General features: G+C 59.8%; 18 protein-coding genes and 1 pseudogene. 7 read left to right on the forward strand and 12 right to left on the reverse strand.

Annotation, left to right across the window (positions count from 1 at the left end):
- Nucleotides 1-145 (reverse strand): annotated as a pseudogene (gene gcvT, locus ACR0I0_RS14285) (glycine cleavage system aminomethyltransferase GcvT); the annotation flags it as partial.
- A gap of 297 nt (nt 146-442) precedes the next feature.
- Nucleotides 443-1630 carry a Zn-dependent hydrolase gene (locus ACR0I0_RS14290; protein WP_480491950.1) on the reverse strand — a complete coding sequence of 396 codons (1188 nt, stop codon included), beginning with the start codon at nt 1628-1630 and terminating at the stop codon, nt 443-445.
- Between the two features lie 136 nt (nt 1631-1766).
- Here ACR0I0_RS14290 and ACR0I0_RS14295 point away from each other — a divergent pair, with 136 nt between their 5' ends.
- The 4 genes from ACR0I0_RS14295 to ACR0I0_RS14310 are packed head-to-tail and all read left to right on the forward strand — an operon-like array spanning nt 1767 to nt 5266.
- On the forward strand, nt 1767-2417 hold the full coding sequence (locus ACR0I0_RS14295) for a histidine phosphatase family protein (protein WP_171637248.1): 651 nt from the start codon (nt 1767-1769) through the stop codon (nt 2415-2417).
- 18 nt (nt 2418-2435) lie between these two features.
- Nucleotides 2436-3050: a glutathione S-transferase family protein gene (locus ACR0I0_RS14300; protein ID WP_480486423.1), complete on the forward strand. Its 615-nt coding sequence runs from the start codon at nt 2436-2438 to the stop codon at nt 3048-3050.
- A gap of 14 nt (nt 3051-3064) precedes the next feature.
- On the forward strand, nt 3065-4120 hold the full coding sequence (locus tag ACR0I0_RS14305; protein WP_210093691.1) for a saccharopine dehydrogenase: 1056 nt from the start codon (nt 3065-3067) through the stop codon (nt 4118-4120).
- 3 nt (nt 4121-4123) lie between these two features.
- Nucleotides 4124-5266: a saccharopine dehydrogenase family protein gene (locus ACR0I0_RS14310; protein WP_480491953.1), complete on the forward strand. Its 1143-nt coding sequence runs from the start codon at nt 4124-4126 to the stop codon at nt 5264-5266.
- A 91-nt stretch (nt 5267-5357) separates the two neighbouring features.
- On the opposite strand, the gene ACR0I0_RS14315 is transcribed toward ACR0I0_RS14310, so the two are convergent.
- The 4 genes from ACR0I0_RS14315 to ACR0I0_RS14330 all read right to left on the reverse strand — a co-directional run bounded on the left by ACR0I0_RS14315 (nt 5358) and on the right by ACR0I0_RS14330 (nt 7262).
- On the reverse strand, nt 5358-5561 hold the full coding sequence (locus ACR0I0_RS14315) for a DUF1127 domain-containing protein (protein ID WP_171724662.1): 204 nt from the start codon (nt 5559-5561) through the stop codon (nt 5358-5360).
- A 58-nt stretch (nt 5562-5619) separates the two neighbouring features.
- On the reverse strand, nt 5620-5847 hold the full coding sequence (locus ACR0I0_RS14320) for a YjiS-like domain-containing protein (protein WP_171637256.1): 228 nt from the start codon (nt 5845-5847) through the stop codon (nt 5620-5622).
- Between the two features lie 238 nt (nt 5848-6085).
- On the reverse strand, nt 6086-6403 hold the full coding sequence (locus ACR0I0_RS14325) for a DUF3775 domain-containing protein (RefSeq protein ID WP_117871872.1): 318 nt from the start codon (nt 6401-6403) through the stop codon (nt 6086-6088).
- A gap of 40 nt (nt 6404-6443) precedes the next feature.
- Nucleotides 6444-7262 (reverse strand): DUF1365 domain-containing protein, encoded by an 819-nt coding sequence (locus ACR0I0_RS14330; protein ID WP_171637258.1) that lies wholly within the window; start codon nt 7260-7262, stop codon nt 6444-6446.
- A gap of 146 nt (nt 7263-7408) precedes the next feature.
- Between ACR0I0_RS14330 and ACR0I0_RS14335 the strand changes: the two genes are divergently transcribed.
- Genes ACR0I0_RS14335 through ACR0I0_RS14345 form a run of 3 tightly spaced genes read left to right on the forward strand, consistent with a single transcriptional unit; the run spans nt 7409 to nt 9176 of the window.
- Nucleotides 7409-8065, forward strand: coding sequence for a sigma-70 family RNA polymerase sigma factor (locus tag ACR0I0_RS14335; protein ID WP_480491955.1), 657 nt, complete (start codon nt 7409-7411; stop codon nt 8063-8065).
- Nucleotides 8066-8075: 10 nt separating this feature from the next.
- Nucleotides 8076-8726: a ChrR family anti-sigma-E factor gene (locus tag ACR0I0_RS14340; RefSeq protein ID WP_171637471.1), complete on the forward strand. Its 651-nt coding sequence runs from the start codon at nt 8076-8078 to the stop codon at nt 8724-8726.
- 45 nt (nt 8727-8771) lie between these two features.
- Nucleotides 8772-9176, forward strand: a complete 405-nt coding sequence (locus ACR0I0_RS14345) for a hypothetical protein (protein WP_171637262.1) — start codon at nt 8772-8774, stop codon at nt 9174-9176.
- Between the two features lie 3 nt (nt 9177-9179).
- On the opposite strand, the gene ACR0I0_RS14350 is transcribed toward ACR0I0_RS14345, so the two are convergent.
- From ACR0I0_RS14350 to ACR0I0_RS14375, 6 genes are all read right to left on the reverse strand, one after another.
- Entirely contained in the window at nt 9180-10409 is a 1230-nt protein-coding gene (locus ACR0I0_RS14350) for a DNA recombination protein RmuC (protein WP_480491957.1), read from the reverse strand.
- 57 nt (nt 10410-10466) lie between these two features.
- Nucleotides 10467-12332, reverse strand: a complete 1866-nt coding sequence (gene mutL / locus ACR0I0_RS14355) for a DNA mismatch repair endonuclease MutL (RefSeq protein ID WP_480491959.1) — start codon at nt 12330-12332, stop codon at nt 10467-10469.
- A gap of 263 nt (nt 12333-12595) precedes the next feature.
- Nucleotides 12596-13525 (reverse strand): metal ABC transporter permease, encoded by a 930-nt coding sequence (locus tag ACR0I0_RS14360; protein WP_171724665.1) that lies wholly within the window; start codon nt 13523-13525, stop codon nt 12596-12598.
- Nucleotides 13522-14727 (reverse strand): metal ABC transporter permease, encoded by a 1206-nt coding sequence (locus ACR0I0_RS14365; protein ID WP_170346667.1) that lies wholly within the window; start codon nt 14725-14727, stop codon nt 13522-13524. The genes ACR0I0_RS14360 and ACR0I0_RS14365 overlap by 4 nt, the downstream gene beginning before the upstream one ends.
- A gap of 3 nt (nt 14728-14730) precedes the next feature.
- On the reverse strand, nt 14731-15534 hold the full coding sequence (locus ACR0I0_RS14370; RefSeq protein WP_152459357.1) for a metal ABC transporter ATP-binding protein: 804 nt from the start codon (nt 15532-15534) through the stop codon (nt 14731-14733).
- A gap of 3 nt (nt 15535-15537) precedes the next feature.
- Nucleotides 15538-16491: a metal ABC transporter solute-binding protein, Zn/Mn family gene (locus ACR0I0_RS14375; protein ID WP_171171957.1), complete on the reverse strand. Its 954-nt coding sequence runs from the start codon at nt 16489-16491 to the stop codon at nt 15538-15540.
- Nucleotides 16492-16683: the final 192 nt, after the last annotated feature.

Raw genomic sequence — 16683 nt, forward strand, 5'->3', positions numbered from 1 at the left:
CCGCCTTCTCACGGCACTGCTTATGCTCTCCCATGATCCCCAAAGGATACTGAACAGGCATCTCCCAACCCGCAAAATCAACCATCTTGCCGCCAAGCTCGACGTGAAGGTCATACAAGGGCGTGCGCTTCGGTGTGGTCATGATCCGGTCAACTTCCGATTATCCATCCGATTATCCAAAGGTCAAAATGCATAACCGTCAGTCTGCCCCAAGCCGCATAGAATGCAATGATTCCACCCGGTTTTTAGTGAAACACCGATCCGTAGAAGAGGCGGTATACAGACGCATGCACCATGAATGTTCCTATAGGAAACTTTTTTCCGTTAGGCAACAATCCTTGTTTCCATCGCGTGAATTCCCTGGCGTCCGACCGGATACCAGAGGGAAGGATTTCACCGTCGATACATACCTTCTTCGGGATTTCTCGGCGCAAAGTGACGTTCAGACAGAGAGGGACCGCACCGCACGCACCAGAACTTCGAGCCCGGCAATCAAATCGACCTCTGCCGTATCTTCTGCAAAATCATGGCTGATACCGTCGATCGAGGGCGTGACCAGCATCGCGACCGGCATCAGGCGAGACACATTGGTGGCATCGTGCAAGGCCCCCGAGGGCATCCTGCGCCACCGACCCGGTGCGACCTGTTCTGCACCGCGTTCAAGAGCGCAGCGCAAGGTCGGATCCATGGCAACGGGATCCAGCCCCAGCATGGGGCCGTAATCCAAGCTCATCCCCATTTGCTCAGCGGTTTCTTGTGCTGTCGCCCGAATGATCTCCTCCATCCGGGCCAAACGGTCTGCATCAGCATCGCGCCATTGCATCGAGAACCGAACCCGTCCCGGCACGATGGACGAAGCGTTTGGATGCAGGTTGACCCGCCCGATGGTCCAGACCGTCTGCGGCGTGACGACATTGCGAAACCTCTCATTGAGCCGGGTGTTGAACAGGGACAGGGCCTGAAAGGCGTCGCGGCGCAGGTGCATGGGGGTGGTGCCGGCGTGGTTCTGCTGACCTTCGAATGTGATCGACATATCGCGGATGCCAACGATATCGGTGACGACTCCGATTTGGTCTCCGGACGCGTCCAGTGAGGGGCCCTGTTCGATATGCATCTCTATGAAGCCATTGAAACGGGACGGGTCCACGAATCCCTGGCACAGATCTGCCATAGACGATCGGGCCTGGCCAAAGCTGACGCCCGCCCCATCGGTCAACACATCGGCTTTTTCCAGAGACAACCCGCCCGACCAGACAGCAGAACCTGTGGTCACGCCAAACCGCCCCTCTTCGTCCTGAAAGCTGACAACTGAAATGGGACGGTCGACGGAACGTGCAACTTCCAGTGCGGCGATGACGCCAAGGGCGCCGTCCAGCCAGCCGCCTTCGGGCTGACTGTCGGAATGTGATCCCATCAACAGCGAAGGGCCGGACGCCAATCCGAACAGGTTTCCCACCGGGTCAAACTGCGGAGTCAGGCCCGCTTCACGCATACGTCCGGCAAGCCACTGGCGCGCAGCGATATCCGCGTCGGAATAGGCAGGGCGGACAACCCCCTTGCCCACTCCCGCGGCACCGAATGTACGCAACTTATGCAGGTCGGTCAGAAAACGCGTGTGATCGACGGTCATATACCCCTCCGAAGGTTTGTTCGGGGCGAACCATAGCCAGAAACAGAAAAGGAGCGAGGTTTTTTTCGACAGGCGTGAAACCCCTCTGGCACCAGAGGGGAACCTGCCCTAAGACTTCGGCGCAAGAGGGACCGACATGTCACATATCACATTGGTGCGTCACGGGCAGGCAAACACAACGGCGCGGGACGAGGCAAGTTATGACAGGCTCAGCGACTTGGGGCATCAGCAGGCGCGTTGGCTGGGGGCGCATCTGCGCGACACCCGCAGCCACTATGCCCGGGTCTATTGCGGCACCCTGACCCGTCACGCCGAGACAGCGGACAGCATGGGATTGCACGATCCAATCCGTGACGCGCGACTGAACGAGATCGAGTATTTCACGCTGGCGCAACTGTTCGAGGACCAACACGGCGTCGCGATCCCCACCGACCGCGAAGGTTTCGTCGAACACCTGCCCAGAACATTTGCGGCCTGGGCCAATGGCGAAATCAAGAACCCGCCGGAAACCTTCGAAGAATTCGAGACGCGCGTGCGCGACGCGCTGCACGAGATCGGGACCGAGGGCGGACCGGCCATCGTCGTGACCTCGGGCGGGTTGATTTCGATGGTGGTGCGGCAGGCGATGGGGTTGGATATCCCGTCAATGGCACGGGTGGCCCTTGCCATCATGAACACGTCGATGCATCGTCTGCATCCGATTGGCGCTCAGCTGAGCCCGGTTCTTTTCAATGCCGTTCCGCATCTGGAAGCCCCTGATCGGCAGTTCGCGCAGACCCACCTGTAACCAGATCGGAGACGCCTGATGCAGCTCTACTATGCACCCCGAACCATCTCGGTCGCTGTCGCGATCGCACTGGAAGAGGCCGGGCTGGAATACGAAGCGATCAAACTCGACTTCGCCGGGGGCGAACAGACGAAACCAGCTTACAAGCAAATAAACCCCAAAGGCCGCGTTCCGGCGCTGGTGGTGGATGGCGGCATCCTGACTGAAACCGGAGCCCTGCTGGAATTCGTTGCGGCCAAGGCCCCCGAGGCCGGGCTGGTGCTGGCTGATCCGGTGATGGCTGCCCGGATGCGCGAAGTGATGTTCTACCTTGCCTCGACCATGCATGTGAACCACGCGCACAAGCTGCGCGGGCACCGCTGGGCCGACAAGAAATCCAGCTGGAAAGACATGAAAGACAAGGTCGCGCAGACGATGACCGCGTCCTGCGATTATATCTCGTCGAACGGCCTGCGTGGTCCATTTGTGCTGGGCGAGGCGTTCTCGCTGGCCGATGCCTATCTGTATGTGGTGTGCAGCTGGCTGGAAGGCGATGGTGTGGACGTTTCGGCCTTTCCCAAAATCGTCGCCTTCCGTGAGGCGATGGAGGCACGCCCTTCGGTTCAGGCAGTGCGTGCTGCCGGAATGCTCTGACAAAAGGAAATAAGATGACACATCTCTGGGTCCGGGCAGAACAGCGCCCGAACGAAGAACGGGTTGGGCTGACGCCGGAAGGTGCCGCCGCGCTGATCGCGGCCGGCATCCGCGTGACGGTCGAGGAAAGCCATGCCCGCGCCATTCCACTGGACGGCTACAAGGAAGCAGGCTGCGAGATCGCGCCCGAGAATTCCTGGCCCGAGGCCCCGCTGGACGCGATCATCTTCGGCCTCAAGGAACTGCCCGAAGACGGTACACCCCTGCCCCACCGCCACATCATGTTCGGCCATGCCTTCAAGGGCCAGCATTCGGGCCGGGCTCTGCTGGAACGGTTCAAGGCGGGCGGCGGCACGCTATATGATCTGGAATACCTTGTGGATGAAGATGGTCGCCGGGTCGCCGCATTCGGCTATTGGGCAGGCTACGCGGGCGCGGCGGTGACGCTCAAGACCTGGGCGGCGCAGCAACGGGGCGAGATCTGCGGCCCTGTCGGCGTCTATCCCGGCAAGGACGCGCTGAACGCCGAACTTCTGGCAGAATTGGACGCCACAGGCGCGCCCCGGCCCCGCGCCATCGTCATCGGAGCTTTGGGCCGTGTAGGCACCGGCGCCGCAGACCTGTGTGAGGCGATGGGCGTCGCGGTCACCAAGTGGGACATGGCCGAAACCGCGCGCGGTGGGCCTTTCCCGGAAATCCTCGACCTTGATCTGTTCCTGAACTGCATCTTCGCGCGCCCCGGAACGCCTGTCTTCGTCCCGCGCGAGGCATTGACCGCCCCGCGCAAGCTGACCGCCATCGGTGACGTGGCCTGCGACCCGGACAGCGATTACAACCCGGTGCCCGTCTATGACCGCGCCACCACGTGGCAAGAACCCGCCCTGCGCGTGGCCACCGACCCGGTGATGGACGTGATGGCGATCGACAACCTGCCGTCGATGCTGCCGGTCGAAAGCTCGGAAGACTATGCCGCGCAACTGCTGCCGTCCTTGCTGACTCTGACCGATCTGGACAGCGGTGTCTGGGGTCGGGCAGAAGCAACTTACAAAACGCATATTGAAGGACTCTGAACGATGACCATTCATTGGTGTGGCACCGGCCTCTCGGCCATTCCCGGCCTGCGTCGCCTGATCGAAGGCGGCCACAAGGTCACCGTGTGGAACCGGACCGTCGACAAGGCCAGGGCCGAGGTCGGAGACCTGACCGACGACATCCGCGCCTTCGACATCGACGCGCTTGGCGCCGTACTGGAGAAGGGCGATGTGATCGTCTCGATGCTGCCGGGCGACTGGCATGTACCGCTTGCGGACCTGGCAATTTCGAAACAGGCCAATTTCGTCTCGTCCTCGTATATCGCGCCCGAGATGCGCGCGCTGGACGACAAGGCGCGCGACGCCGGCGTCGCACTGGTCAACGAGGTCGGGCTGGACCCGGGCATCGATCACCTGATGGCGCATGCGCTGGTGGACGACTACCGCGCCTCCGACGCCTTCGACCCGAAAAACCACCTGAGCTTCATTTCCTATTGCGGCGGCATTCCCAAGAACCCCAACCCGTTCCGCTATAAATTCAGCTGGTCGCCGCTGGGCGTGTTGAAAGCGCTGCGGTCGCCGTCGAAATCGATCCGCGATTACGCGCCGCTGGACGTTGCCCGCCCCTGGGATGCGATCAGCAGCTATATCGCGCCGCTGCCCACACCGGAGAGCTTCGAGGTCTACCCGAACCGCGATTCGATACCCTTCATGGCGCAATACCATTTCGAGGATCACTGGCCGGTCAAGGAATTCGTCCGCGGCACGCTGCGTCTGAACGGCTGGGCCGACGCGTGGTCGGATGTGTTCACCGAGATCGAAACCCTGTCCGGCCCGGAAGGGGATGCGCGTCTGAAAGAGATGTCGGACCAGTTCTGGGAGGAAAACGCCTATGACGAAGGCGAGCCTGATCGTGTTGTGTTGTGCGTGGGATTGAAGGCCGAGAAAGACGGCGTCGAAGTCTGGCACAAGACCTATGTCATGGATGCCTGGGGCGACGAGCGTGGCACGGCGATGGCGCGTCTGGTGTCGATTCCGGTCTCACTTGCGGTCGAGGCCGTATTGAACCGCGCCATCCCGGCCGGTGTTCACGCGGCCCCCAGCGATCCAAAGCTGGTGCAGGGATGGATGGGTGAAATCGAAAAGCTGGCCCAACATCTGCAAATCGTCGATCACACGGCCTGAATGCAAAAAAGCCATTCCAGACTGCCTGGAATGGCTTTCATTGTTCCACTTTACGCATGTTGTCCTCGTTCGGGTTTCCCTCACCCGGACTTCAGATATACCGCTGGATGGTATCTTCGATATCACTGCGGTTGATGCCCAGCTCGGACAACTGATGATCGGTCAAAGCATTCAGATGCTGGGCTGCGCGGACAATATCAGGGCTGATCGAACGGATTCGCATGGCACGATCGAACAGCAAAAGCGCAGTGGCGGCCGGAGCCGGTTGATTGGTGGGCGGTACGACGTCGAACATTCTGGTAACCTCGCTAACATGCTTTTGGGGATTGTCTCAGTTCACGCTGAATGCTTGATCACTGCCGGTATGGCTTGTTGTGATACACACTTTCATATGCGCGTCTTTTGATCTGATCCCGCTGGATGCCGATGTCGGCCAGTTGTACGTCATCAAGCTTTTCCAGATCCCGCACGGTTTTCGAAAAAATCCGGCGGCGGAAATGCTCGACCTTTGCTTCTGCATAGTTTGAAAACAGACCGTCAAGCAGGCCACCCCGGCCTTCGAATGTTTGTGTATGTGCCATGTCTTTCTCCTCCTGAACTCAATGTCTTTGTCTTCATGACATCAGATTTGGGAAGGCTGCCTTAACGTTGCCAAACCGGTTCATTAAGGTTTGTTAAGACTGTATTGGAGGGAAAGTTCGGGCTGGACCGGCGCGTTAATTGCAAACTTCGATCCAGGCCCGCGACATGTCTTTTCAGTGGCGGATCAAAATAATGCGAATATCGACCCGTCGCAGAAACCGCCCCTTTGCAGGCAGGTCACATCAGATCGTTTTCAACGTCCTCGGCTGATATCCCCAGCGCGTCCAGACCGTTCTCAAGGTGGTCTGACATGTGCGGAGTGCCGATCAGGTAGTCGGCACAGGGGGTCGAGGCCTCGGCCTTGGCAGTGGCAATCGCTTCGGCCAGATCCTCGGCGAAAAAGCTTTCGCGGCCGATCCACATGATGGCAACCAGTTCGGCTTGCTCGTCTTCGCTCATACGTTCGATGAAGGCGCGCATTTCACCTTCTGCCCGGTTCAGCTCGCGCCCCATCATGGCAATCTGAGCGACCTTTCTTGCCGATATTTCCAACATGCATCAGCTCCTCGTGTTCGCGGTTGTTGTGCCATCACAATCACCGAACGGGGGGCGAGTCTTTGATCTTACGCAAACAACGGCCCTCGTTCCGCGCACGCGAAATCGGCCGGTCCGGTACCGGTTGCCTACGAAACGGGCGAAAGGTGGCTTTTTTCAACCACAGCCTGAAAGCCTGCCAGACGATCAGTGCAAAGGTTCTCCGGGCGCCGAATGGCCGCCGCAGCAAGGACCACAGAATCACGCGGTTCGTCAGGGGTTGCCGCGGGCCGGTCAGCGTCGCGATCAGCCCACCATCAGCGCGCCCGTAATCAATCCAGACACCGACGCGATCCGCGCGATAGTCGAAGCGGAACGTATAGCTGCCTTCGATTTTCTGAAACGGTGAAACATGCATCAGCTTGTCCGCCACCACCCTGTCAGTCGGTTCGATGACCGAGAAATCGGGTTTGTGACACAGGTAACTGTGACGGGTGCCATAGGTATTGGTGACCTCGGCCACCACCGCATAAAGGTGATCGCTGTCGTCAAAACAGAACCAAAAACTGACGGGATTAAAAACGTGCCCCAAAACGCGCGGTTGCGTCAGCAACTTGAAACGCGCCGGTTGTTGCACCGACATTTCATCAAATCGCGCGCGGAGCCACTGGGCCCCTTCCCCGTGACCCGGCTCTCCCCCATGGTCGGTGGTGCGCCAGTTCGTGACATTCGCGCGATCAACCGAAAACAGCAAAGGGGTGTCCAGCTCTGCTTCGGGGTCCAACAGGATGTAATCGACCGAGTATCGGAATGCGTTTTCAATCGCACCCTTGCGCCCGTGATAGGTATGACCCGCGATATGGTCTATTTCCTGCGTCATCCGCTGCTTTCTGGCCTTCCCGTAAACGCCTTGAACTGCACTGATTTCCCTCAGATGCTGGCAATTCTGATACGGCAATTTGCACAATTTGGATCATAATGTCCCGATAAAGTGATCCGGCTTGGGGAACGCGCCGTAATGAGGTTATGTTTACCGAGATCGATACCGTGACCTTGGACGAACCTGCGGCTGAACCGGCCGCCCTTCAGCCTCGGCGCGAAAAGAAACGCATCAAGGGTAGACGGGTGAACGGAAGTAACGGCGGGCGCGAGACCAAAACCGAATGGGTGGATCACGTCAGGCGCATCCGCGACGCGCAGGACCAGGCGGCATTTGCCGAACTGTTCCAGCACTTCGCGCCACGGATCAAGGCGTTCCTGATGAAGTCAGGATCAGACGCCACGATGGCCGAGGAGTGTGCGCAGGAGGTGATGGCGACCTTGTGGCACAAAGCCCATCTGTTCGACCCGGCGCGGGCAACTGTGGCTACTTGGGTATTCACGATTGCTCGGAACAAGCGCATTGACGTTCTGCGAAAGCAACGCCGCCCCGAACCCGAAGAATTGTGGTGGGGTCCCGAGGCCGAGCCTGAGCAGGACGATGTCATCGCGCTGCAACAGGAAACCGCGCAGCTTCGCACCGCTTTGACAGCGTTGCCAGACGCGCAGAGAGAGCTGATCGAAAAGGCGTATTTCGGTGATCTGAGTCACCGCGAAATTGCGTCTCAGACCGGGTTGCCCCTGGGAACGATCAAATCACGAATCAGGCTGGCGCTGGACCGCTTGCGCCATGCAATGAACTGAGATGAGTATGATGAGTAAGTCGATCAAACATCACCTGACAGATGACCTGCTGATGGCATACGCAGCAGGCAGTCTGCCCGAGGCATTCGACCTGATGGTCGCGACGCATCTGTCGCTCTGCGACCATTGCCGTGCGCGGGCGGAAAGTTACGATGCCGTAGGTGGGCATGTTCTGGAGGAACAGACTGTATCCATCGCCATGAGTGATACATCTCTGGCCGCGACTATGGCGTTGATCTCCAAAGGTGCGCCAGCGGCCAAACCGGCGCGTCCGAACTGTTCGGTATTGCCGGCCCCGTTGCAGGATTATGTCGGCGGTACGGTTTCGGATATCCGATGGAAACCGATCGGCATGGGTGTGAAACAGGCCATTCTTCCAACCACAAGCGAGGCCTCGGCCCGGTTGCTGTTCATTCCAGCCGGAACGGCTGTACCAGATCATAGCCACAACGGTATAGAATTGACGATGGTGCTTCAGGGCGCATTCTCGGACGAAGTGGATCGCTTCGCCCGTGGCGACGTCGAGATCGCGGACGAGGATTTGGAACACACGCCTGTGGCGGACATTTCGGAAGATTGCATTTGCCTGGCGGTTACGGATGCACCGTTGAAATTCACCAAGCTGATGCCGCGCCTGTTCCAACCCTTCCTGCGCATCTGAAATTGCCCGCGAGGGCCGCGAGCGGCGTGTTTGAAAGGAATGATCATGTTCGCAAGACTTGCTGTGTGCGCCCTTCTCGTTGCTGTCGCGCCCGTCGTATCGGCCCAAATGTCGGCCGAGGTTCAGTTTCAGCCCGGCAATTTTGGCACCATGGTCAGCGGAACCATCTCAGGAGATGAGTACTTCGACTATTCGCTGGGCGCCAAAGCCGGGCAGGAGATGTTTGCCGATCTTCAGGTCAGCGACACCAATGGTAACGGCGTGATCTATTTCAACATCCTGCCGCCGGGCAGCGACGGTGTGGCGATTTATAACGGGTCGATTGACGGCAATACGGCTCGGATCACCCTGCCCGACGATGGAGACTATACGATCCGCGTCTATCTGATGGGCAATGACAGGGATACCGGAAAAACCGTGGGGTACAATCTGGACCTGTCCATCCAGTAGATTTCAACCTTCGTGACGAGCAAGGGGCACAACGCCGTTTTCGGCCTTGGTCTCGATTTCTTCAAAGTCGAAATTGTCCAAACGCTGCGCGCGGCGGCCAGCCTTTTCGGCGCTGATCTTGATTTCCGAGATATCCTTGGCCGCCTGCCCGAAATGACGATCCAGGTTCGAGACGCGATCACCCAGGCGATCCACATCCTTGTGCAGCAACCCCAGCTCTTTGCGGATCGCGCCGGCCTGTTCGCGCATACGCGCGTCTTTCAGGATCGCCCGCATGGTATTCAGCGTGGCCATGCACGTCGTCGGGGACACGATCCAGACCCGCGCGGCGAACCCTTCACGCACGACATCAGGCAGACGCGCGTGCAGTTCGGCGTAAATCGCCTCGGAAGGTACGAACATCAAGGCGCCGTCCGCGGTTTCCCCGTCCAGGATGTATTTTTCGGAAATCGCCTTGATATGCACTTTCACCGCAGCGCCGAAGGCCCGCAGGCATCTCTCGACATCCGCCTTCGTCTGCGCAGCGGCCAACGCCTCGAAATCCTCCAACGGGAACTTTGCGTCGATCACGATCGGTCCCGGCGGGTTCGGCAAGTGAATCAGGCAATCCGCCCGCCTGCCGTTCGACAAAGTGGCTTGCAACGAATAACTGTCAGCGGGCAGCGCCTTGGACACGATATCGTTCAGCTGGATTTCCCCGAACATCCCGCGCCTTTGCTTGTTTGACAGTATATCCTGCAAAGACAGCACATCGCCTGACAGTTTGGTGATATTGTCCTGTGCCTTGTCGATGGCGGCCAGACGTTCCTGCAATTGGGTCAGCGAGGTCGCCGTCTGTTTCGACGAGCCATGCAACGTTTCTTTCATCCGTTCCTGCATCTCGGCAAGCGCACGCGCCGATTTCATCGCATTATCCGCCAGCCGGTCATTCATCTGTTGCTGGACCGAAGCCAAACGCGCCTCGACCGTCTGAATCACCTGCATCTGCGCGTTGGCCTGAGTGTCCGAGACATGCTGAAGCCCGCCGCGCAACTGTTCTTGCCCCCGGCCCAGTTGTTGAACATGCTGACCCAGATGCGCCATCTGCCGCGCCAAAGGTTCCGCCAGCCGGGCCGAGCGGTTGGCCGCCCGCAACGACAGGAACAGCAGCAGCAGAATCAACGCCACCACGCCACCCACGGTCAGTATCACGGGATCATTCAACGCCATCTCAGTGCCTGCAATCTGGATCATGGGGGTCAGTTTGTTCTCGTTTTGTTTCTATCTTGTTAAACCGTGTTTGAAACCAGATCAACTGCGTCCGAACAGGCGTTCGATATCGCTGAGTTTAAGTTCCACATAGGTTGGTCGCCCATGGTTGCACTGGCCGGAATGCGGCGTCGCCTCCATCTCGCGCAGCAGGGCATTCATTTCCTCGGCCCGCATTCGACGGCCGGATCGGATCGACCCATGGCAGGCCACCCGGCTGAGGATCGCCTCGATCCTTGCCTGCACCATCTGGCTTTCACCCTGATCGGCGAGTTCATCCAGGATGTCGAGGACTATGGCGCGCGCATCGACTTCGCCCAGAATGGCGGGGGTTTCGCGTACGGCAATGGCGCTTCCGCCGAAGGGCTCGATGGTCAGGCCAAGGCGCGTCAAGTCATCTGCGACGGCCATCAGGCGGGCGCAATCCCCTTCCGACAATTCCACGATTTCCGGAATCAGCAGGGCCTGCGCCGCGACGCCATTCTCGGCCATCTGCGTTTTCAGCTTTTCATAAACCAGCCGTTCATGTGCAGCATGCTGATCTACGATCACCATGCCATCGGCGGTCTGGGCTATGATGTAATTCTCGTGCACCTGCCCGCGGGCAGCACCAAGCGGCAGATCCTGCGCCTGAGGCTGCTCCTGCATCTCGGCGACCTGCGCAACCGGGGTCGGCTCGACAATGCTGCCGCTATAGTCATTGGCCAGCTCGGCAAAACCCGGAGCCTGCGCACGATACGCCGCCGTGCGCGCGGCAGGCGACGGACGATCCATCTGGTAAACCCGCGCCGGAGCAGGCTGTGCAGGTTCTGGCCGCATCGCGCCCAGCGTCGCATTCGCCACGGTCGAGGATGCCCTGTGCCCGGCTTCCGCCAAAGCATGACGCAGACTGGACACGATCAGCCCCCGCGCGACGCCGGGATCCCGGAACCGAACCTCGGATTTCGCGGGGTGGACGTTCACGTCAACCAGCGTGGGGTCGCAGTCGATGAACAACGCCGCAGCCGGGTGGCGGTCGCGGCTCAGGAAATCGAAATAGGCCGCCCGCAGCGCGCCGGTCAGCATCTTGTCGCGCACGGGGCGTCCATTGACGAAAAGATACTGTGTTACGGCAGCCCCACGCGAGTAGGTCGGCAGGGCGGCATAGCCGTACAGCCGGATGCCATCACGCGAGGCATCAATCTGCAAAGCGTTTTCTGCGAATTCGCGCCCGATCACGCGGGCCAGTCGGGCGTGGAGCGCATCAAACAGATCTCCGTTCTCGCGATCCGCGCGGAAGGTCACGCGACCCTCTCCGCCGCCGGATACATCCCGCAGAGCGAATGTCACGGAAGGTTCGGCCATGGCCAGCCGTTTCACAATATCGGTGATCGCCTGCCCCTCGGCCCGGTCCGTGCGCATAAATTTCAGGCGGGCCGGTGTGGCGTAGAACAGATCGCGCAGCTCGACCACAGTCCCCGCGCGCAGGGCGGCGGGTTTGACCGCATCCATCTTGCCACCCGCGACGTGCACCTGCGCCGCATCCGCGCCGGGAACACGGCTGGTGATGGTCAGACGCCCAACAGCACCCAAGGATGGCAGCGCCTCGCCCCGAAAGCCGAAAGTGTGGATGTTCAGCAGGTCCGAACCGTCAATCTTTGACGTGGCATGGCGGGACAAGGCCAGCGGCAGATCTTCCGCCGCGATACCGCAGCCATCATCCGTGACCCGGATCAGGGTCTTGCCGCCATCCGCGATATCGATGGCGATCCGCGTGGCCCCGGCATCGATTGCATTCTCGACCAGTTCCTTGACCGCCGAGGCCGGTCGTTCCACCACCTCACCAGCCGCGATGCGGTTGATTGCGGCATCGTCGAGCTGCCTAATTACGGGGCGTTTTTCGCCGATATTGGGGTTTGCCTGCGCCATACCCCTACACCTAGCATAGTCGCGCACGATTCTGCCACCGGTTTGAACCGCAGATTCTAAAAGAGAGGGGGCGCCCGGGTATCCGCGAACGAGAACTCATTCCGGATCACCCGGACGTGCCAAGTGAGTGGTGTGTTTCAGCTAATTTATGAGACCGCATGTATCACGCACCTGTCGGAAAATCTGCTTAAGATTCTCGGGCTCAGTTTCTTGGCAGAGATTGGCCGATGACGTGTGGGCCTGTGTGGCGGGAAGATGCCTGATCAGGCAGATATGCGCGCACCGATCCTGCCCCGGCAGGGTCCGAACATCGCTGCCGCCGCAAGAATCAGGCCTGACATCGTGGCGATCATACCCGCCGCGCTGACGGCATCCGCGCCGCCCAGCCACAGCGGGCCATAACCTGCCAGCACATAGCCCGACACCGCCGAGGCAATGGCGAACACAACGCTCCAGGCGATCTGCGCTTCCAGCCGGTTGGTCAACATCCGCGCCGCGGCAGGCGGGCAGATGAACATGGCGATCACGATGATCGAGCCCACCGCGTCAAAGGCCGCCACCGCCGCGATGGCCGCGGTGATGACCAATGCCATGCCCAGAACGCCGGTGCGAATGCCAATGGTCCGGGCAAAGCCTTCGTCGAAGGTAGAGATCTTCAGCGGCCGCCAGAACAGCCAGGTGAACAAAGACACACCGAGCAGTGTCAGCGCTATGCGGGGTAATTCCGGGGGCAGCCCGGACAGCGCCTCTGTGTCCAGCAAGGACGACCATCCGGTGGCGTCCAGCCAGATCAGGCTTTCGAGATTGCCGTAAAGCGCATGTTCCACATCCAGATGCACCGTCGACGTATCCGTCTGCTCAAGCAGCAGGACGCCCGCGGCGAACATGGTGGTAAAGACCACGCCCATGGCGGCCCCCGGTTCGATCTGACCCAATCGGCGAATGGCTTCGATCAGCACCACGGCCACAACGGCAGCGCCCGCCGCGCCCAGCATCATCGGCCAGGTCGATATCGCCCCTGTGATCAGAAACGCCACGACGATCCCCGGCAGCACCACATGGCTGATAGCGTCTCCGATCAATGCCTGTTTGCGCAACACCAGAAAATTGCCGGGCAACGCGCAGGCAATGGCCGCAAACGTACCGATCAGCAACGGTGTCAGAGACAGAGGGACAAATTCTTCACCACTCATACCGGCACCCCCATTGGCCCGCCGATGCGGCGGTCTATCTCGGCGATCTGGTCGCGGGTCAGGACGGTTTCGATGTCCCGTAACCCGTCATAAAGCGCGGCTGTTGCCTCATGCGCCTGATCTGCGCGCACGATTTCCCAGCGCTTTTCGTCCCGCAACGCCTTGGCCGCGCGGGCTTTGCCGATATCGGTCGCAACGCCGTCCGCGCGCACCAGCCCAGCGCGGCGCAGCAAGCGCAGGGTCAGGGGCTCGTAGATCTTTTGCCCCTGCGCCAAGGCCAAAAGACCCTGACGAATATGCACCCGGCGCTGAAAGCGTAAATGGCGCAGCACCGCCGCCAGAACGCCACGTATCGGTGCCAGAAACAAAGACACGACAAAAAAGGCAAAGCTGACCAGAACGATAATCGGCCCCGTCGGAAGGTTTGGCGCCGAGGCCGAAATGGCCGCGCCAATGTACCCCGCCAACCCGCCGGCCAATCCCGCAAGCAGAACCACATGGTCCGAGCGTTCGGACCAGAACCGCGCGGTCACGGCGGGAATGATCAGCAAAGCCACGATCAGAATCAGACCTACGATTTTCAGGCCGACCACGGTCACGGCCATGACCAAACCCATCATGGCCAGATCGATCCTGTGCACCGGCAACCCGCGTGCTGCGGCATATTCAGGATCGAAGGCCACAAGAATCATCGGGCGACGAATGATCATGACCAGCAGCAGCGTCGCAGCGCCGCCGACCGCAATGATCATCGCATCAGCCCAGAGCATCCCGGCAGTGGATCCCAAAAGGAAGCCTTCCAGCCCGGCCTGACGGCCTACGCCCATCGTCTGTATGACCGTCAGCAACACGATGCCAAAGCCGAAGAAGACCGACAGGACCGCTCCGATGGCGGCATCTTCGGCCAAACGCGTGTGACGCGTCAGCCAGTTCATGCAGAGAAGGCCGATCCAGGCCGAGATGGCCGATCCTGCCAACAGGCCCAGCAGGTTGCGCCCGTCTCCTCCCAGTGCGACCAATACCATGAAAGCCAGACAGACGCCCGGCAGGGTTGCGTGGCTGATTGCGTCACTGACCAAGGCGCGCTTGCGCAGAAACAGAAACGTCCCCGTCACACCGGCTGAAACACCCAGCAAGGTTGCACCGATGGCGACCAGCGTGGCGTTGTAGCCAAGTTGCAGGGTCAGAGCATCCCAAAGCATGCGTTACCCCAGCGCGCGCGATATCTGATCGATCTGCGCGGTTGCCAGTCGACCCCCATATGCTGATTGCAAGGTTTCCGCCGTGAAGGCCTCGGCCACTGGTCCCTCGGCCACCTTGCGGGTGTTGATCAGGAAGACATGGTCGAAATAATCGGTCACGGTCGCAAGGTCGTGATGCACCACGACAACCGTCTTGCCCGCCTCTTTCAGGGATTTCAGCACCGAGATGATGGCTTTCTCGGTGGCGGCATCGACACCTGCAAAAGGTTCGTCCAGAAGATACAGATCCGCGCCCTGCGCCAGCGCGCGCGCCAGAAAGACACGTTGTTGCTGCCCGCCGGATAGCTGCCCGATCTGGCGATCCGCGAAATCCCGCATTCCCACACGGTGCAAACAATCCATCGCGCACGCCTTGTGGCGGGCACGCACGCGGCCCAGCAAGCCAAGTTCGCGCGACAGGCCCATCAGAACCACGTCGATGACACGCGTTGGAAAATCCCAATCCACGCTGGCACGCTGAGGAACATAGGCAATGCGCGCGCGCTGCGTGTCCAATGGCTGGCCAAACACGGTCACTTGACCTGACAAAGGGGAAACGATGCCAAGCGCCGCCTTGAGCAATGTGGATTTCCCGGCCCCGTTCGGCCCGATGATCGCCGTCATCGCCCCGGGCTGTACGGTCATGTCGACTGAAAACACCGCAGGTTTCTGCCCGTATGAAACCGTCAGGCCGCGCAGGGCAAGGGGGCTGTCGGCCAACCCCTTGTCACCCACGGTCACGCCTTCATTGCTGATCAGGCCCAGCATCGATCAAAACCCCGCCGACAGTTTTCCGTCCATGCCACGATCTGGCACATCGCCACCCAAAGCACTGGCAATGACCGTGATGTTATGGTCCAGCATACCAAGATAGGTACCTTCATAGGTTCCTTCTTCACCCATGGCGTCCGAGAACAACTCGCCCCCCACGTGCACTTCATGACCCTTGGCGGCCGCGCCCTCGATCAGCGCGCGGATCGAACGATCCGAGACCGAGCTTTCGACGAAAACAGCCGTGATCTTGCGGTCAACCAGCAGATCGACCAATTCGCCTATCCGGTTCAGTCCCGCCTCGGACTGGGTCGAGATGCCCTGAATTCCCAGAACCTCGAACCCGAAACTTTCACCAAAGTAACCAAAGGCATCATGGGCGGTTACAAGAACCTTGTTGTTGTCGGGAACGGACGCCAGAACTTGATCTGCATAGGCTGTCAGGCGATCGATATCTGCCAGGTGGGCCTGCGCATTCGCTGCAAAAACCTCGGCCGCTTCAGGACGCACCTCGGTGAGGGCTGCCTGCACTTCAAGTACCACGTCCCGCCACAACTCGGGCGTCATCCAAACATGCGGATCATATTTGTCGGCGTAATCGTCATGGGCGCGCAGCTTCGACGTGTCGATACCTTCGGCAACTGCAACTACGGTTCGCTTGCGTTCAAGGTCATGGAAGAAATCTTCCATCTGCGCCTCGAGGTACAAACCATGCCACAGGATCAGATCCGCACGCGTCATCGCCACGATATCGCTGCGGGTCTGACGATAGGCATGCGGGTCGACGCCCGGCCCCATCAGCCCCTTGACGTCTACCTGATCACCACCGACCTGACGTGCCGCGTCAGCAATCATGCCCGTCGTGGCCACAACCTTGAGGGGTGCATCGGCCCAGGCCGTGACCGGCAGGGAAAAGGCCAGCGCCAATACCGCAAGAAAATTCCGGCGAATCATCTTCTACCTCAGTTTTTGCTTCTCGTTCGAACTGAATATGAGAACCATTCGCAAGTAAGTCAACGCTAATGCGAATTATTCGCAAGAAAGCGGTTACATTTTGTCCAATTGGTCAAAAATTATCCAAACATTGCCCGCCTGCATCTTCCATTCCCCGGTCTCCCGTGCGATTTTGTCGCAAACCTCCCAAAG

This window comes from Ruegeria sp. AG6, from assembly GCF_056541565.1.

Excerpts from the sequence above, each read along its gene's own strand:
- ACR0I0_RS14350 (WP_480491957.1), bottom strand. The coding sequence starts at position 10,409 with ATGATCCAGATTGCAGGCACTGAGATGGCGTTGAATGATCCCGTGATA.
- ACR0I0_RS14320 (WP_171637256.1), bottom strand. The coding sequence starts at position 5,847 with ATGGCACATACACAAACATTCGAAGGCCGGGGTGGCCTGCTTGACGGT.
- ACR0I0_RS14325 (WP_117871872.1), bottom strand. The coding sequence starts at position 6,403 with ATGTTGGAAATATCGGCAAGAAAGGTCGCTCAGATTGCCATGATGGGG.
- mutL (WP_480491959.1), bottom strand. The coding sequence starts at position 12,332 with ATGGCGCAGGCAAACCCCAATATCGGCGAAAAACGCCCCGTAATTAGG.
- ACR0I0_RS14340 (WP_171637471.1), top strand. The coding sequence starts at position 8,076 with ATGAGTAAGTCGATCAAACATCACCTGACAGATGACCTGCTGATGGCA.
- ACR0I0_RS14295 (WP_171637248.1), top strand. The coding sequence starts at position 1,767 with ATGTCACATATCACATTGGTGCGTCACGGGCAGGCAAACACAACGGCG.
- ACR0I0_RS14335 (WP_480491955.1), top strand. The coding sequence starts at position 7,409 with ATGTTTACCGAGATCGATACCGTGACCTTGGACGAACCTGCGGCTGAA.
- ACR0I0_RS14300 (WP_480486423.1), top strand. The coding sequence starts at position 2,436 with ATGCAGCTCTACTATGCACCCCGAACCATCTCGGTCGCTGTCGCGATC.
- ACR0I0_RS14370 (WP_152459357.1), bottom strand. The coding sequence starts at position 15,534 with ATGCTGGGCCTGATCAGCAATGAAGGCGTGACCGTGGGTGACAAGGGG.
- ACR0I0_RS14375 (WP_171171957.1), bottom strand. The coding sequence starts at position 16,491 with ATGATTCGCCGGAATTTTCTTGCGGTATTGGCGCTGGCCTTTTCCCTG.
- ACR0I0_RS14360 (WP_171724665.1), bottom strand. The coding sequence starts at position 13,525 with ATGAGTGGTGAAGAATTTGTCCCTCTGTCTCTGACACCGTTGCTGATC.
- ACR0I0_RS14310 (WP_480491953.1), top strand. The coding sequence starts at position 4,124 with ATGACCATTCATTGGTGTGGCACCGGCCTCTCGGCCATTCCCGGCCTG.
- ACR0I0_RS14315 (WP_171724662.1), bottom strand. The coding sequence starts at position 5,561 with ATGTTCGACGTCGTACCGCCCACCAATCAACCGGCTCCGGCCGCCACT.
- ACR0I0_RS14345 (WP_171637262.1), top strand. The coding sequence starts at position 8,772 with ATGTTCGCAAGACTTGCTGTGTGCGCCCTTCTCGTTGCTGTCGCGCCC.
- ACR0I0_RS14290 (WP_480491950.1), bottom strand. The coding sequence starts at position 1,630 with ATGACCGTCGATCACACGCGTTTTCTGACCGACCTGCATAAGTTGCGT.
- ACR0I0_RS14330 (WP_171637258.1), bottom strand. The coding sequence starts at position 7,262 with ATGACGCAGGAAATAGACCATATCGCGGGTCATACCTATCACGGGCGC.
- ACR0I0_RS14365 (WP_170346667.1), bottom strand. The coding sequence starts at position 14,727 with ATGCTTTGGGATGCTCTGACCCTGCAACTTGGCTACAACGCCACGCTG.
- ACR0I0_RS14305 (WP_210093691.1), top strand. The coding sequence starts at position 3,065 with ATGACACATCTCTGGGTCCGGGCAGAACAGCGCCCGAACGAAGAACGG.